The sequence below is a fragment of the Streptomyces sp. ISL-100 genome, from assembly GCF_018614615.1.
Lineage (GTDB): Bacteria > Actinomycetota > Actinomycetes > Streptomycetales > Streptomycetaceae > Streptomyces.
In genome coordinates this window covers 1-15000 of record NZ_JAGGOK010000041.1, presented here as the reverse complement: position 1 = coordinate 15000, position 15000 = coordinate 1, and the positions used below count along the sequence as shown (strand labels likewise).

The 15000-nt window shown below is 70.1% G+C and carries 9 protein-coding genes and 1 pseudogene; 6 read left to right on the top strand and 4 right to left on the bottom strand.

The features are described 5' to 3' along the window. The first annotated feature begins 125 nt into the window (after positions 1-125). The 6 genes from J7E89_RS18310 to glgB all read left to right on the top strand — a co-directional run bounded on the left by J7E89_RS18310 (position 126) and on the right by glgB (position 11422). Complete coding sequence (locus J7E89_RS18310; RefSeq protein WP_214974779.1) at positions 126-1064, top strand: SDR family oxidoreductase; 939 nt, start codon at positions 126-128, stop codon at positions 1062-1064. 233 nt (positions 1065-1297) lie between these two features. Then, positions 1298-2506, top strand: coding sequence for a S8 family peptidase (locus J7E89_RS18305; protein WP_214974777.1), 1209 nt, complete (start codon positions 1298-1300; stop codon positions 2504-2506). Between the two features lie 391 nt (positions 2507-2897). Beyond that, on the top strand, positions 2898-4886 hold the full coding sequence (locus J7E89_RS18300; protein WP_214974776.1) for an alpha-1,4-glucan--maltose-1-phosphate maltosyltransferase: 1989 nt from the start codon (positions 2898-2900) through the stop codon (positions 4884-4886). Further along, positions 4883-6604 (top strand): maltose alpha-D-glucosyltransferase, encoded by a 1722-nt coding sequence (gene treS, locus J7E89_RS18295; protein ID WP_214974775.1) that lies wholly within the window; start codon positions 4883-4885, stop codon positions 6602-6604. Before J7E89_RS18300 ends, treS begins: the two co-directional genes overlap by 4 nt. A 203-nt stretch (positions 6605-6807) precedes the next feature. Continuing rightward, positions 6808-8454, top strand: coding sequence for a maltokinase (locus J7E89_RS18290; protein WP_214974774.1), 1647 nt, complete (start codon positions 6808-6810; stop codon positions 8452-8454). A gap of 340 nt (positions 8455-8794) precedes the next feature. Continuing rightward, positions 8795-11422, top strand: coding sequence for a 1,4-alpha-glucan branching enzyme (glgB, locus tag J7E89_RS18285; RefSeq protein WP_214974773.1), 2628 nt, complete (start codon positions 8795-8797; stop codon positions 11420-11422). 12 nt (positions 11423-11434) lie between these two features. Here glgB and J7E89_RS18280 read toward each other — a convergent pair whose 3' ends face one another. From J7E89_RS18280 to J7E89_RS18265, 4 genes and pseudogenes are all read right to left on the bottom strand, one after another. After that, complete coding sequence (locus J7E89_RS18280; RefSeq protein WP_214974772.1) at positions 11435-13711, bottom strand: UvrD-helicase domain-containing protein; 2277 nt, start codon at positions 13709-13711, stop codon at positions 11435-11437. A gap of 150 nt (positions 13712-13861) precedes the next feature. Continuing rightward, positions 13862-14188 carry a thioredoxin gene (trxA, locus tag J7E89_RS18275; RefSeq protein WP_308315515.1) on the bottom strand — a complete coding sequence of 109 codons (327 nt, stop codon included), beginning with the start codon at positions 14186-14188 and terminating at the stop codon, positions 13862-13864. A gap of 21 nt (positions 14189-14209) precedes the next feature. After that, positions 14210-14614, bottom strand: coding sequence for a MerR family transcriptional regulator (locus J7E89_RS18270; protein ID WP_214974771.1), 405 nt, complete (start codon positions 14612-14614; stop codon positions 14210-14212). A gap of 42 nt (positions 14615-14656) precedes the next feature. Then, positions 14657-15000: pseudogene (locus J7E89_RS18265) on the bottom strand (NAD(P)-dependent oxidoreductase); the annotation flags it as partial.

Below are 15000 nucleotides of genomic sequence, written 5' to 3'. Positions count from 1 at the left end.
CGTCCATTGGACGATCCCTCAACCCTCGCCCCGGTTTGTTAATTGATCGGCCGAAGCCCCCGCCGCCAGCCTGGAAAGGCCGTTCACGGCAACAGCCTCACCCTATCGAAGGGCTCTACACACTCATGTCCGATCAGATTTCGATGCGCGTCGCGGTCGTGGGGGCGACCGGCTTCCAGGGTGGCGCGGTCGCCCGTCTGCTGGCCGAGCGGAACCACCGCATCCGCACACTGACCCGCAAGCCCGAGGGCGAGCGCCCCGAGCTGGAGGGAGCGGCCTTCATCGCCGGCGACCTCGCGAACCCCGACGACGTACGCCACCTCTTCGAGGGCGCCACGCACGCCTCGGTCGTGATGCCACTGGTGTACGACACCGAGACGGTCCGGACGTACGCGCGAAACATCGCGGACGCCGCCCGTGAGGTCGGACTGCGCAGGGTCGTCTACAACGCCAACACACGCGTCCCCGAGGCCTCCACCAATGTGGCGGCCTTCGAGACGCGGCGGCTCGCTGAGACGGTGCTGCGGGAGAGCCTGCGCGGCAGCGGGGTGGAGCTGGTCGTGCTGCGGCCGCCGGTCTACCTCGACAACCTCTTCAGCCCGTGGAACGGCCCGGCGCTGGCGAAGGACGGCGTGCTCGCCTACCCGCTGCCCGCCGACACCAAGACCGCGTGGATCTCCCACCGGGATCTCGCCGAGGCGGTGTACGCGGCGCTGACCGTGGACGGTGTCGCCGGCCGCACGCTGGACATCGGCGGCTCGCAGAGTCTGACCGGCGACGAGCTCGCGGACGCGTTCGCGCAGGGCCTCGGCCGCGACGTGAGCTACGTGGCGCTCCCGCCGCACGTCTTCGAAGAGGGACTGGCGCAGGTCATCGGCCCCGAGGGGGCGGCCGGTGTGGCGGGCATCTACCACTACATGGCGAGCGGCGCGGGCCCCGAGCTGATGGCCGGCGACGACGGCAGCTCCGTCGAGGCACTTTCCGTGAAGCCGGCGCCGGTGGACGAGTGGGTGGCCAGGCAGCCGTGGCAGATCTGGTCGGACGAAGCGGCCACGGCCTCCTAGTCCGGTCCGAGGTCTCCTCGTTCTGGACGACCTGCGGACGACATGAGTGATCACCTCCTCAATGCCCTCACCGGTGATATGGCCAATTCCGCCCCCACGTGCGGTCTTGTAGTGCTTCACAGCGCACGAGAGGCTTCCACAGGCATCGTCTGTGGCCAGCACCACGGGGGACCGGCAGCGAGGGCCGGCCAACTCCGCAGCACGTGCGCCAAGTTGAGGAGGTGACTCAGCACATGGCACAAACGCGAAATACTCGCCTGCGTCTTGCGGGGGCCGTCACCGCTGCCACCACGGCAGCGGTTCTTTCGGCCATCACGCTGCCCGCGCAGGCCGCCCCCGCCGAGGGGCGAATACTGGGAGCCGGTTCACCCGGCTCGGTCGGCGGCAGTTACATCGTCACGCTGAAGACGGGCTCGGGCGGAATCCTGGCTCCGTCCGAGGCCGGCAGCGACCTCGCGGAGCAGTACGGGGCGGACATCCGTCACACGTACAGCACCGCGCTCAACGGTTACGCGGTGAGAGCGACCGAGGCGCAGGCCAAGCGCCTGGCAGCCGATCCGAACGTCGCCTCCGTGGTCCAGGACACCATGGTGTCACTGGACCAAACCCAGACGAACCCGACCTGGGGCCTGGACCGGCTCGACCAGCCCGGCCTCCCCCTGAACAAGTCGTACACCTATCCCGAGAGCGCCGGCAGCGGCGTGAAGGTGTACGTCATCGACACCGGCATCCGCACGTCCCACAAGGACTTCGGCGGCCGGGCGAGCAGCGGCTGGGACTTCGTCGAGAACGACGCCACCGCCCAGGACGGCAACGGCCACGGCACGCACGTCGCCGGCACCGTCGCGGGCGGGCAGTACGGCGTCGCGAAGAAGGCCAAGGTCGTCGGCGTACGGGTGCTCGACAACGCGGGCTCCGGTACGACGGCCCAGGTGATCGCGGGTATCGACTGGGTGACCAAGAACGCCAGGAAGCCCGCCGTGGCGAACATGAGCCTCGGCGGTTACGCCAACGCCCAGCTGGACGCGGCGGTACGCAACTCGATCGCGTCCGGCGTCACGTACGCGGTCGCGGCGGGCAACGACGGGCTGCCGACGAACCTGTACTCGCCGGCCCGCGTCGCGGAAGCTGTCACGGTCGGCGCGACGGACGTCAAGGACGCGCGCGCGAGCTTCTCCAACTGGGGCCCGGGTCTCGACCTGTTCGCTCCCGGCGTGGCGATCTCGTCCACCTGGAACACGGGTGACACGGCGACAAAGACCATATCCGGTACGTCGATGGCGACCCCGCACGTGGCGGGCGCGGCGGCGCTGTATCTGGCCGACCACGCGTCGGCGACCCCGGCGGCCGTGAGCGCGGCGCTGACCGCGAAGGCGGTCCAGGGCAAGGTCACGGGCGCGGGTCTCGCCACGCCGAACCGCCTGCTCCAAGTCAACAACTGATCCGAACGGCACAACACACACCGCACACCGCACACCGCAAAACAAACACCGCAGAACGAACCGGCCCCGCCCGAAAGGTGGGGCCGTTTCTTTTCCCCACCCTTACGCATCCCGGGGCCCAGTTTTTTTAGCCACCGTTACGCGGCAGTAGTTAACAAAGCCCCGGATTGCGCACCCGACGTACGAGGGAAGGCTCCTCCGGTACACACGGTACGCACCCCCCACGCGTCCCAAGTCCGTCCAAGTCGGTCCACCCGAGTGAACGTGGACAGGAGCGGTGATGCCCGCACCCCGCCAGTCGCCAACGGAGCAGATAAAAAGAACAGAACCCAAGAAATCCCCCGAACGCGAGCCGCGCTCGTCCGCGGCCGCACAGCCCCCAGGTGAGCCAATGATCGGTCGCATCCCTGTCCTGGACGTACGTCCCGCCGTCGACTGCGGCAGAAGGCCGGCGAAGGCGGTGGCCGGTGAGACGTTCGAAGTCACCGCCACCGTCTTCCGCGAGGGCCACGACGCCGTCGCCGCCAATGTCGTCCTGCGTGACCCGGCGGGCCGGGAGGGCCCCTGGACCCCGATGCGCGAGCTCGCGCCGGGCACCGACCGGTGGGGGGCGCGCGTGACGCCTCTCGCCGAGGGGCAGTGGACGTACGCCGTGGAGGCCTGGTCGGACCCCGTGGCGACCTGGCGCCACAACGCCCGGATCAAGATCCCGGCGGGCCAGGACACCGAACTCGTACTCGCGGAGGGTGCGGAGCTCTATGAGCGCGCCGCGTCCGGTGTGCCGAAGAAGGACGGCCGCGAGGCCGTCCTGGCCGCCGTAGACGCGCTGCGCAACACCAAGAAGCCCCCGGCCGTCCGGCTGGCCGCCGCGCTCGACCCCGAAGCGGAGGCCGCGCTCGGCCGCCACCCGCTGCGCGAGCTGGTCACGTCGTCGCCCGAGATGCCGCTGCTGGTCGAGCGCGAGCGCGCGCTCTACGGAAGCTGGTACGAGTTCTTCCCGCGTTCGGAGGGCGTCCGTACCGACAAGAGGGGCAAGCAGAAGAGCGGAACGTTCAAGACAGCCGCCGAGCGGCTGCCCGCCGTCGCCGCGATGGGCTTCGACGTGGTGTACCTGCCGCCCATCCACCCCATCGGCACCACCCATCGCAAGGGTCCCAACAACACGCTTTCGGCGTCGGCCAAGGACGTCGGTGTGCCGTGGGCGATCGGCTCGGCGGCCGGCGGCCACGACGCGATCCACCCGGACCTCGGTACGTTCAAGGACTTCGACGCCTTCGTCGCGCGCGCCCACGACCTGCGCATGGAGATCGCGCTGGACTTCGCGCTGCAGTGCTCGCCGGACCACCCCTGGGTCACCGAGCACCCCGAGTGGTTCCACCACCGCGCCGACGGCTCGATCGCGTACGCCGAGAACCCCCCGAAGAAGTACCAGGACATCTACCCGATCGCGTTCGACGCCGACATGCCGGGCCTGGTCAAGGAAACGCTCAGGGTGCTGCGGCTGTGGATGAGCCACGGCGTACGGATCTTCCGCGTCGACAATCCGCACACCAAGCCGGTGGTCTTCTGGGAGAAGGTCATCGCGGACATCAACCGCACCGACCCCGACGTCATCTTCCTCGCCGAGGCCTTCACCCGCCCCGCGATGATGCACACCCTCGGCGCGATCGGCTTCCAGCAGTCGTACACGTACTTCACGTGGCGCAACACCAAGCACGAACTGACCGAGTACCTCACGGAGCTCACCGGCGAGGCCGCTTCGTACATGCGCCCGAACTTCTTCGTGAACACCCCGGACATCCTGCACGCCTACCTCCAGCAGGGCGGCCGTCCCGCATTCGAAGCACGCGCCGTGCTCGCCGCCACCCTGGCGCCGTCCTGGGGCGTGTACGCGGGCTACGAGCTGTGCGAGAACACTCCGGCCAAGCCGGGCAGCGAGGAGTACCTCGACTCGGAGAAGTACCAACTGCGGCCCCGCGACTGGGAGTCGGCGGAGCGCGAGGGCCGCTCGATCGCCCCGCTGATCACCACTCTGAACCGTCTGCGCCGCCGCCATCCGGCGCTCCAGCAGCTGCGTGACCTGCACTTCCACCATGCCGACAACGACGCCGTCATCGCGTACTCGAAGCGCTCGGGTTCGAACATCGTTGTGGTGGTCGTCAACCTCGACCCGCACCACACCCAGGAGGCCACGGTCTCGTTGGACATGCCGGAACTCGGCCTCGACTGGTCCGATTCCGTCCCGGTGCGCGACGAGCTCACCGGCGAGACCTACCACTGGGGCAGGGCCAACTATGTGCGCCTCGAGCCGGGCCGTACGCCCGCGCACATCGTCGTCCTGCGACCGTCCCCGCCGATCGGAGGGTCACCCACATCATGATCGTCAACGAGCCCGTCCACGACACATTCGAGGACACTCCCGCCAAGGACCGCGATCCCGAGTGGTTCAAACGCGCCGTGTTCTACGAGGTGCTCGTCCGCTCCTTCCAGGACAGCAATGGAGACGGCGTAGGTGACCTCAAGGGCATCACCGCCAAGCTGGACTACCTCCAGTGGCTCGGTGTCGACTGCCTCTGGCTGCCGCCGTTCTTCAAGTCCCCGCTGCGAGACGGCGGTTACGACGTCTCCGACTACACGTCCGTCCTCCCCGAGTTCGGTGACCTCGCCGACTTCGTGGAGTTCGTGGACGCCGCACACCACCGCGGCATGCGCGTCATCATCGACTTTGTCATGAACCACACGAGTGACCAGCACCCGTGGTTCCAGGAGTCGCGGTCCGACCCGGACGGCCCCTACGGCGACTACTACGTCTGGGCCGACGACGACAAGCAGTACCAGGACGCCCGGATCATCTTCGTCGACACCGAGACGTCCAACTGGACCTTCGACCCGGTCCGCAAGCAGTACTTCTGGCACCGCTTCTTCTCCCACCAGCCGGATCTCAACTACGAGAACCCGGCCGTGCAGGAAGAAATGATCTCGGCCCTGCGCTTCTGGCTGGATCTGGGCATCGACGGCTTCCGCCTCGACGCCGTCCCCTACCTCTACCAGGAGGAGGGCACAAACTGCGAGAACCTCCCCCGTACCCACGAGTTCCTGAAGCGGGTACGGACCGAGATCGACGCGTCGTACCCCGACACCGTGATCCTCGCCGAGGCCAACCAGTGGCCTGAAGACGTCGTCGACTACTTCGGCGACTTCAAAAAGGGCGGCGACGAGTGCCACATGGCATTCCACTTCCCCGTCATGCCCCGCATCTTCATGGCCGTACGCCGCGAATCGCGCTACCCGGTCTCGGAAGTCCTGGCCAAGACCCCGGCCATCCCGTCCAACTGCCAGTGGGGCATCTTCCTGCGCAACCACGACGAGCTGACCCTCGAAATGGTCACGGACGAAGAGCGCGACTACATGTACGCGGAGTACGCCAAGGACCCACGGATGCGCGCCAACATCGGCATCCGCAGGCGGCTGGCTCCCCTCCTCGACAACGACCGCAACCAGATCGAGCTGTTCACGGCTCTGCTCCTGTCCCTCCCCGGATCGCCGATCCTCTACTACGGCGACGAGATCGGGATGGGCGACAACATCTGGCTGGGCGACCGGGACGCCGTACGCACACCCATGCAGTGGACGCCCGACCGCAACGCCGGCTTCTCGTCCTGTGACCCGGGACGGCTCTTCCTCCCCACGATCATGGACCCGGTCTACGGGTACCAGGTCACCAACGTCGAAGCCGCGATGACCTCGCCCTCCTCGCTGCTGCACTGGACCCGGCGGATGATCGAGATCCGCAAGCAGAACCACGCCTTCGGACTCGGCTCGTACACGGAGCTGCCGTCGACCAACCCCGCGGTCATCGCATTCCTGCGCGAGTACAAGGACGACCTGGTGCTGTGCGTCCACAACTTCTCGCGTTTCCCGCAGCCGACGGAACTGGATCTCCAGACCTTCAACGGACGGCATCCGGTCGAGCTGATCGGCGGGGTGCGTTTCCCGGCCATCGGCGAATGGCCGTATCTGCTGACCCTCGCAGGTCACGGCTTCTACTGGTTCCGGCTGCGCAAGGACCCGGCGCCGCTGCCGGCCAAGCGCGTCTGAATTCCCGTCCGGTGCGGGGCGGTTTCCACCGCCCCGCCTTGGGCACTCTCCCCCTCATATCGGGTCCGTACGGACGATCCCCGACCCGACACTTCCCGCGTTTCGGCTGCGGGGAGAACCCCACGCACCGCCCGGACAGCTACGGTCGCAATCCGGGACACTCTGCGCATCCTGTGGTGTGCCCGGGGAAAGGACGCGATGCCATGTCGGAGGCTGCATCCATCCGGAGTACGGCCGCCCGCCGCGCCACTCCTCCAGCCCCTCCACCGGCGCTGCTCCCCTCGCTGGCGCCACTGCTGCACGAATGGCTGCCCAGGCAGCGGTGGTTCGCGGGCAAGGGGCGCCCGGTCACCGGATTCTCACTCGTCGCCGCCACGGAACTGCTGCCCGCCAGAGGCGGTTCCGGCGCGGGGGCCTCGGGTGGGCCCGGCCTGCTGCATCTGCTGGTGAGCGTCCAGCAGCCCGCCGGGCCCAGCCACGGCCCACCGGCGCCGCCGGTCGCCGACTGCTATCAACTGCTGCTCGGTGTACGGTCCGCGCTGCCGCCGCGCCTGGCGCCGGCCCTGATCGGTCACGTCCAGGAGGGGCCGCTGGCCGGCCTCACGGTCTACGACGCACTACTCGACCCGCGCCTGGCCGGGCTGCTGCTGGAACGGCTGCGCAACACGGGCGCACCGGGCGCGCTGCGCTTCGAGCGCGACCCGTCGGTGGACATCCCGCCCGGTCTCACTCCCAGGCCACTGGGCGCCGAACAGTCCAACTCCTCGCTCGTCTATGGAGATTCGTTCATCCTCAAGGTGTTCCGCCGGGTCAGCCCCGGCTCCAACCCCGATCTGGAGCTGCCGCTGGCACTGGCCCACAAGGGCTGCGACCGGGTGCCGGCTCCGGTCGCCTGGTACGAGGCCGACAACGCGGACGATCCGTACGAGCCGTACACCCTCGGGGTCCTCCAGCCCTTCCTGCGCGGCTCGGAGGACGGCTGGCAGCGCGCGCTGCGGGCCCTCGCCGTCGGCAACGACTTCACCGCCGACGCACAGGCCCTGGGCCGGGCCACCGCAGAGGTGCACACCGCGCTGGCCGTAGCCCTGCCGACGGTGACCCTGCGCCGGCAACAGACGGAGCTGCTGGCCGCGGCGATGACCGAGCGCCTCGACGCGGCGGCGCAGGCGGTGCCGGCGCTGGTCCCGTACGTCCCGGCGCTGCGCACCGCCTTCGACGCGTTCGCGGCGCGGGGGCGGGCGGGGCGGGCGTGGCCGGCCCAACGCGTCCACGGCGACCTGCACCTGGGCCAGACGCTTCGGGCGCCGGGCGGCGAGTGGTCGGTGATCGACTTCGAGGGCGAGCCGTCGCGCCCGCTCACGGAGCGGCGCCGCCCGCAGCCGGTCGTACGTGACGTGGCGGGCATGTTGCGTTCCTTCGACTACGCCGCCCGCTCCCACCAGCCGTGGAACGCGGAGTGGGCGACGCGGTGCCGCGAGGCGTTCTGCGCGGGTTACGCGTTCGCCTCGGGCACGGACCCGCGCGAGGAACCGGAATTGCTGCGGGCGTACGAGACGGACAAGGCGGTGTACGAGGTCCTCTACGAGGCCAGGCACCGCCCGGACTGGCTCCCGGTCCCCCTGGCGGCCATCCACCGCCTGGCCTCGTCCCCGGCGCCACCCGCGGCCCGCACCCCTGGCCTCCGCCGGGACACCGCCCCCGCCCGCCCTCCGGGCACGGGCGCGCACAACGCCCCCACCCGGCCCCCGGGCGCGGGCGCACACACCAGTCCGGCCGCGCCCTCGGACACCACCCACCGCACCACCGCCCCGCCCCCGGCCAACGACCGCTCCCCGGGACCCACACCATGACCCAGCTCCGGTCAACTCCACTTCCTGACCGTCCGGCGGATCCCTTCTTTCCCCACCCCGCCCCTTCCCGAAGGCCTCAAACGCCGGCCGGGCTGAAAACCCCAGCCCGCCGGGCGTCTTCGGCGCGTCCGGCGTTTGAGGACCGGGGTCTGGGGCGGAGCCCCAGTTACGGCGGCCTCCGGGGGCTTCGCGCACCCCAGTTGGCCGGGGGCGGCCGTAGCCGCCTGTGGCTCCGGCGCGCGGCCGGACCGCCGTGCCCGCGCCCCTTCGCGTGGCGCGATTCAGCCAACCCGACCCCGTCCACCGCACCCGACCGGATCCTCCCGAGGAGGCCGCACCCGTGACCCCCCGTCCACCGTCCCGCAAGTCCGCAGACGCCGAGCAGCCCGCACCGTCCAATCCGCCCACCCCGCCCCGGAAGCGCGCCAAGCGCGCCACGGCCCCGAAGCCGGCCGAGGCCGCCGAGGCCACGCAGGCCGCCGAGGCCTCCCCGCAGCCGCGCAAGCCCGCCCGGGCCGCAAAGCCCAAGGCCGCCAAGTCGCCGCAGGCCACGCAGCCGGCGGAAGGGCCGCCCGACTCCGCGCCCAAGGCCGCCCAGGACGCCGAGTCCGGGCGCGGACCGGGCACCGGCGCGCGCGGGGGTTCGAAGGCGCAGCCGGCCAAGTCCGCCAAGCCGCGCCGGGCCCCGCAGCCGGCGGAAGGGCCGCCGGACTCCGCGCCGAAGGCCGTGCAGGACGCCGAGAGCGGCACCCCCGCGAAGCCCCCCACGCCCAAGAAGCGGCGGCCGGGAGCCCTCGAAGGCAGTGACAGGGACCGGCTGCTCTCCGGCGGTCACCACGACCCGCACGGCCTCCTGGGCGCCCACCCGTTCCAAGAACCAAACGCACCCACCGGCATCATCTTCCGCACGCTGCGCCCCTTCGCCCAGGCCGTCACCGTCCTGGCCGACGGCCACCGCACTCCACTCCACGACGACGGCGACGGCCTCTTCTCCGGCGTACTGCCCCTGGACGCCGTCCCGCCGGAGTACACCCTGCTCGTCACGTACGACGGCACCGAACACGAGGTCCAGGACCCGTACCGCTTCCTCCCCGCCCTCGGCGAGCTCGACCTCTACCTCATCGGCGAGGGCCGCCACGAGGAGCTGTGGCAGGCGCTCGGCGCGCAGCCGATGGTCCACCAGGGCGTCACCGGCACCCGCTTCACCGTCTGGGCGCCGAACGCCCGCGGCGTACGCGTCGTCGGCGACTTCAACTACTGGAACGGCACCGGGTTCCCGATGCGCTCCCTCGGCTCGTCCGGCGTCTGGGAGCTGTTCGTGCCGGGCGTCGGCGAGGGCACGCTCTACAAGTTCGAGATCATGCGTCCCGACGGCAGTCACACGATGCGCGCCGACCCGATGGCCCGCCGCACCGAGTGCCCGCCCGCCAACGCGTCGATCGTGACGGCCTCACACCACACCTGGCGCGACCAGGAGTGGATGGCGCACCGCGCCGACCGGCCGATCCACAAGGCGCCGTTCTCCGTCTACGAGGTGCATCTCGCCTCCTGGCGGCCCGGCCTGAGCTACCGCGAGCTGGCCGACCAGCTCCCCTCCTACGTCGCCGACCTCGGCTTCACCCACGTCGAACTGATGCCGGTCGCCGAGCACCCCTTCGGCGGGTCGTGGGGCTACCAGGTCACCGGCCTGTACGCCCCGACCGCCCGCATGGGCACGCCCGACGACTTCCGCCACCTGGTCGACGCGCTGCACCGGGCCGGCATCGGCGTCATCATGGACTGGGTCCCGGCCCACTTCCCGAAGGACGACTGGGCACTGGCGCGGTTCGACGGCCCGAACCTGTACGAGCACGAGGACTGGCGGCGCGCCGAGCACCCCGACTGGGGCACGCTCGAATTCGACTACGGGCGCCCGGAGGTCCGTAACTTCCTGGTCGCCAACGCCACGTACTGGTGCGAGGAGTTCCACATCGACGGGCTGCGCGTCGACGCGGTCGCCTCGATGCTCTACCTCGACTACTCGCGCGAGCACGGCGAATGGGCGCCCAACGAGTTCGGCGGCCGCGACAACCCGGACGCCGTCTCCTTCCTCCAGGAGATGAACGCGACCGTCTACCGCCGCAACCCCGGCGTCGTGACGATCGCCGAGGAGTCCACCGCCTGGGACGGCGTGACCCGCCCGACCGACAGCGGCGGCCTCGGCTTCGGCCTGAAGTGGAACATGGGCTGGATGCACGACTCCCTCGTGTACATCAGCAAGGAGCCCGTGCACCGCAAGTACCACCACAACGAGATGACCTTCTCGATGGTGTACGCCTACAGCGAGAACTACGTGCTGCCCATCTCCCACGACGAGGTGGTGCACGGCAAGCAGGCCCTGGTGAGCAAGATGCCGGGCGACTGGTGGCAGCAACGCGCCAATCACCGTGCGTACCTCGGCTACATGTGGGCGCACCCCGGCAAGCAGCTCCTCTTCATGGGGCAGGAGTTCGCCCAGGGAGCGGAGTGGTCGGAGGGGCATGGCCCCGACTGGTGGCTGCTGGACCCGTCGTACTCGGCGGAGCCGGACCACCGGGGCGTACGTGACCTGGTCCGCGACCTCAATCAGCTGTACGTCGCCACGCCCGCCCTGTGGGAGCTGGACACGGTCCCCGACGGCTTCACGTGGGTGCTGGGCGACGCCGCCGAGGACAATGTCTTCGCGTTCCTGCGCTTCGACGCGAAGAGCGGCCCGCTGCTGGCCGTCTCCAACTTCTCGCCCGTCGTACGCCACGGCTACCGGCTCTGCGTCCCGGACCTCATCCCGGCCTGGACGGAGGTCCTGAACACGGACGCGGCCCGGTACGGCGGCAGCGACGTACGCAATACGGAACCGCTCAAGCCGGAGTCGGGCGGGGCGCACGGAGGCCGGCCGAGCCTGGAGATGACACTGCCGCCGCTGGCGACGGTGTGGTTCAAGCCGGCCTGATCCCCTTCCTGCCTACGCGAGCCGCGCGAGCCCTTCCCGGAGGCATTCGGGAAGGGCTCCCGTATGTACGACGGTGAGGCGCTGCGTGGCCCGGGTCAGAGCCACGTACAGGTCGTTGGCGCCGCGCGGCGACCCGGCGAGGATCCGTCCCGGCTCGACGACGACCACCGTGTCGAACTCCAGGCCCTTAGCCTGCCGCGGGTCGAGGATTACGACGGCCCTGGTGAGGTCGGGCGCGGGGCCGTGCGCGGCGCCGGGAAGGGCGGCGGCCAGTGTCGCGTGCAGCGCGGCCGGGGCGATGACGGCCAGCCGCCCCTCCTCCGCCCCGTCCTGCGGTGCCTCGTCCGCGACCGTTTCCGCGACGGTACGGGCCAGGCCGTCCGGCACCGCGGCGCGCGCCCGGGGCCGCGTCCCCGTCGAGCGCACCGAGCCGGGCGGCTCGAAGGCCGGGTCCTCGGCCCGCCGTACACCGGCCGCGACCTCCATGATCTCGGCGGGCGTGCGGTAGTTGACGCCGAGCCGGGTGTGCTGCCAGCGGCTCCCGGCGTACGGGTCGAGGATCTGCTGCCAGGAGTCGCAGCCCGCCGCGTCCCCGGTCTGGGCCGGGTCGCCGACGAGCGTCATGGAGCGCGTCGGGCAGCGGCGCATCAGCAGCCGCCAGGTCATGGCGGACAGCTCCTGCGCCTCGTCGACGATGATGTGGCCGAAGGCCCAGGTGCGGTCGGCGGCGGCCCGTTCGGCGGCGCTGCGGTGGTCGGCCTCCTCGTGGCGGTCGGCCATCCGCTCGGCGTCGACGATGTCCTGCGCGCCCAGGATCTCGGAGTCTTCGTCGTGCTTGTCCTCGAACTCGTAGCTGCGGGAGGCGTACGCGACGTCCAGCACGCCCTGGGCGTACGCGATGCGCTGCTGCCGCTCGGCCTCCTCGGCCGCGCGCGCGGCCGAGTCGTCCTCGCCGAGCAGTTCGGCGGCTTCGTCGAGAAGCGGCACGTCGGCGGGCGTCCACTCGCCTCCGACGCGCCGGATCAACTCGGCTTCGGCGTCGGGCAGATGAACGGGATCGGCGAGGAAGTCGGCAACCAGCTGCCGCGGGGTGAGCGGCGGCCACAGCGAGTCGATGGCCGCGTGCACCTCGTCGCTGAGCGCGATGGCCTTGCCGAGCTGGGCGATGTCGTCGGGGCCGAGGAAGTTGGGGCCGCCGTACGGGTCGTAGCCGATCCGGTCGGCCAGCTGGTCGGTGAGCGCGTCGATGATCCGGAAGGCGAAGTGGGGGCGGGCGAGGTTGTGCGGCAGGAGGGTCGCGCGGGCGGCGGCCCGGGCGTCCTCCGCCATCGCCCGGTCCAGCACCAGCGTGCCGTCGTCATGCTCGATCTCGATGCCCGGGTGGGGCACGGTCTGCCGATCCCGCACGAAGCGGGCGAGGGCGTCCGCCATCGCGAGGCGGCCCTTGATCTCGGCGGCCGCGGCAGTGTCAGTACCGGTGGCGGTTACGCCCGGGAACAGCTCGCCGACCGTCGCCAGCAGGACCCCGGTCTCGCCGAGCGAGGGCAGCACTTCGCCGATGTAGGCGAGAAAGGCGGGATTCGGCCCGACGATCAGCACACCGCGACGGGCGAGCAGCTCACGGTGGGCGTACAGCAGATACGCCGCGCGGTGCAGGGCAACGACGGTCTTTCCGGTGCCGGGGCCGCCCTCGACGACGAGGACGCCCTGGGGCGAGGCGCGGATGATGCGGTCCTGCTCGGCCTGGATGGTCTGCACGATGTCGTGCATCCGTCCGGAGCGGGCCGCGTCCAGCGCGGCGAGCAGCACGGTGTCGGCGGCGGAGCCCTCGTAGCCGGTGCGGGTGGGGTCGGTCAGGTCGAGGATTTCGTCGTGCAGAGCGGTGACGGTGCGGCCTTCGGTGGTGATGTGCCGCCGACGGCGCAGTCCCATCGGGGAATAACCGGTCGCGAGATAGAAGGGCCGGGCAATGTCGGCCCGCCAGTCGACGACGAGTGGCGTGCGCTCGGCGTCGTTCTGCCGGATTCCGATACGCCCCATGTGGTATTGGCGTCCGTCCCGGAAGTCGAGCCGCCCGAAGCAGAGCCCGCTCTCTCCCGCATTGAATGCGGCGAGCAGCCCGGACTGCTCGGCCACCAGCACATCCCGCTCCAGCTTCGCCTGCTGGCCGGTCCTCACCTGCGTCAACGCGGACTGCACAGCGACCTCTGCCTCTTCACGCAGGTCATCGAGGCGCGCGTAGAGACCGGTGATGAATTCCTGCTCTTTCTGAAATTCCTCGGTTGACAATTCAGCTCCCAACAAGCTACACTGTGTTCATGCGGCACCTCTGTGGCCCAATTTAGCCGAGGTCACGGAAACGCTCAATATACGCAGAGAAATACCCCGGGTGTCAATTCCCCGGGGTATTTCTTTTGCCTGTGGCAGCGTGTCGCCCGGCTACGCGTCCGCCAGCTCCAGGAGGAGCTTTCGCTTGGGGCGGGCGCCGACCATCTGCTTCACGGGCTCGCCGTCGCGGAAGACGATGAGCGTAGGCATCGACAGCACGCCGTACCGAAGCGTCGTCTCGGGATTCGAGTCCACATCCAGCTGAACCACCTTGACCCGGTCGGCTTCCTCCCGGGCCACGTCGCTGAGTACGGGCGCGAGCTGCCGGCACGGCCCGCACCAGTCGGCCGTGAACTCCACAAGAACAGGAAGACCGGCCTTCAGGACCTCGTCGTCGAAGGTCGCGTCCGTGACCGCGTCCACACCCACTGCTCGCACCCTCAATGTCTCCTCAGTCCGTCAGTCCGTCAGTTCACAGCGCGGCTCGGGGCCACCGGGCACTGCCGCATCGGCTTCGAGCTCCGCTCGGGCGAGCTGGGCGCCCACCTCTGTGCGTACGGCGTCCAACTGACCGATCAGCACATCGAGTTCGGCCAGCTTGCGCCGGTACACGTCGAGCGAGGCCGGGCAGGAGTCCCCCGCCGGATGGCCGGCCCGCAGGCAGTCCACAAAGGGACGGGTCTCCTCCAGGTCGAACCCGAAGTCCTGAAGGGTCCGGATCTGCTGGAGGAGCCGCAGGTCGTCCTCGTCGTACGTGCGGTAGCCGTTGACCGCGCGCCGGGCGGGGAGGAGCCCGCGGGACTCGTAGTAGCGCAGTGCGCGGGTGGTTGTCCCCGCGCGCTCCGCCAGCTCGCCGATTCGCATGCCCCGACGGTAATCCTTGACGCCGACGTCAAGGCAAGGACGTCAGCCCTTGAGCTTGAGCACCTCGAACGTACTCGCCCAGCCGTCCGCGCCGTGCCCCTTGGCGATCGCACGGTCGGCGACGGCCTTGATCGCCTCCAGCTGGCCCGTGTCGAGGCCACGGTCACGCGACATGTGCAGAAGGTGGTCGACGCTCGCGGTCATCATGCTCAGGTTGGCCTCGTCGCCGTCATATTGGCCCGCGTCGATCGCGGTCGCCATACCGGCCGCGATGGGTGGCAGGATCGAGGTGATGGCGTTCAGGTACGGAGCCAGGGCCGTGGCCGCCACCTTGTCCTCCCGCGCCAGGGCGAAGGCGTGCACCAGACCCGAGATGCTCGCGTAGA

Coding starts and splice junctions, on each gene's coding strand:
- J7E89_RS18310 (WP_214974779.1), top strand. CDS start 126: ATGTCCGATCAGATTTCGATGCGCGTCGCGGTCGTGGGGGCGACCGGC.
- J7E89_RS18305 (WP_214974777.1), top strand. CDS start 1,298: ATGGCACAAACGCGAAATACTCGCCTGCGTCTTGCGGGGGCCGTCACC.
- J7E89_RS18300 (WP_214974776.1), top strand. CDS start 2,898: ATGATCGGTCGCATCCCTGTCCTGGACGTACGTCCCGCCGTCGACTGC.
- treS (WP_214974775.1), top strand. CDS start 4,883: ATGATCGTCAACGAGCCCGTCCACGACACATTCGAGGACACTCCCGCC.
- J7E89_RS18290 (WP_214974774.1), top strand. CDS start 6,808: ATGTCGGAGGCTGCATCCATCCGGAGTACGGCCGCCCGCCGCGCCACT.
- J7E89_RS18270 (WP_214974771.1), bottom strand. CDS start 14,614: ATGCGAATCGGCGAGCTGGCGGAGCGCGCGGGGACAACCACCCGCGCA.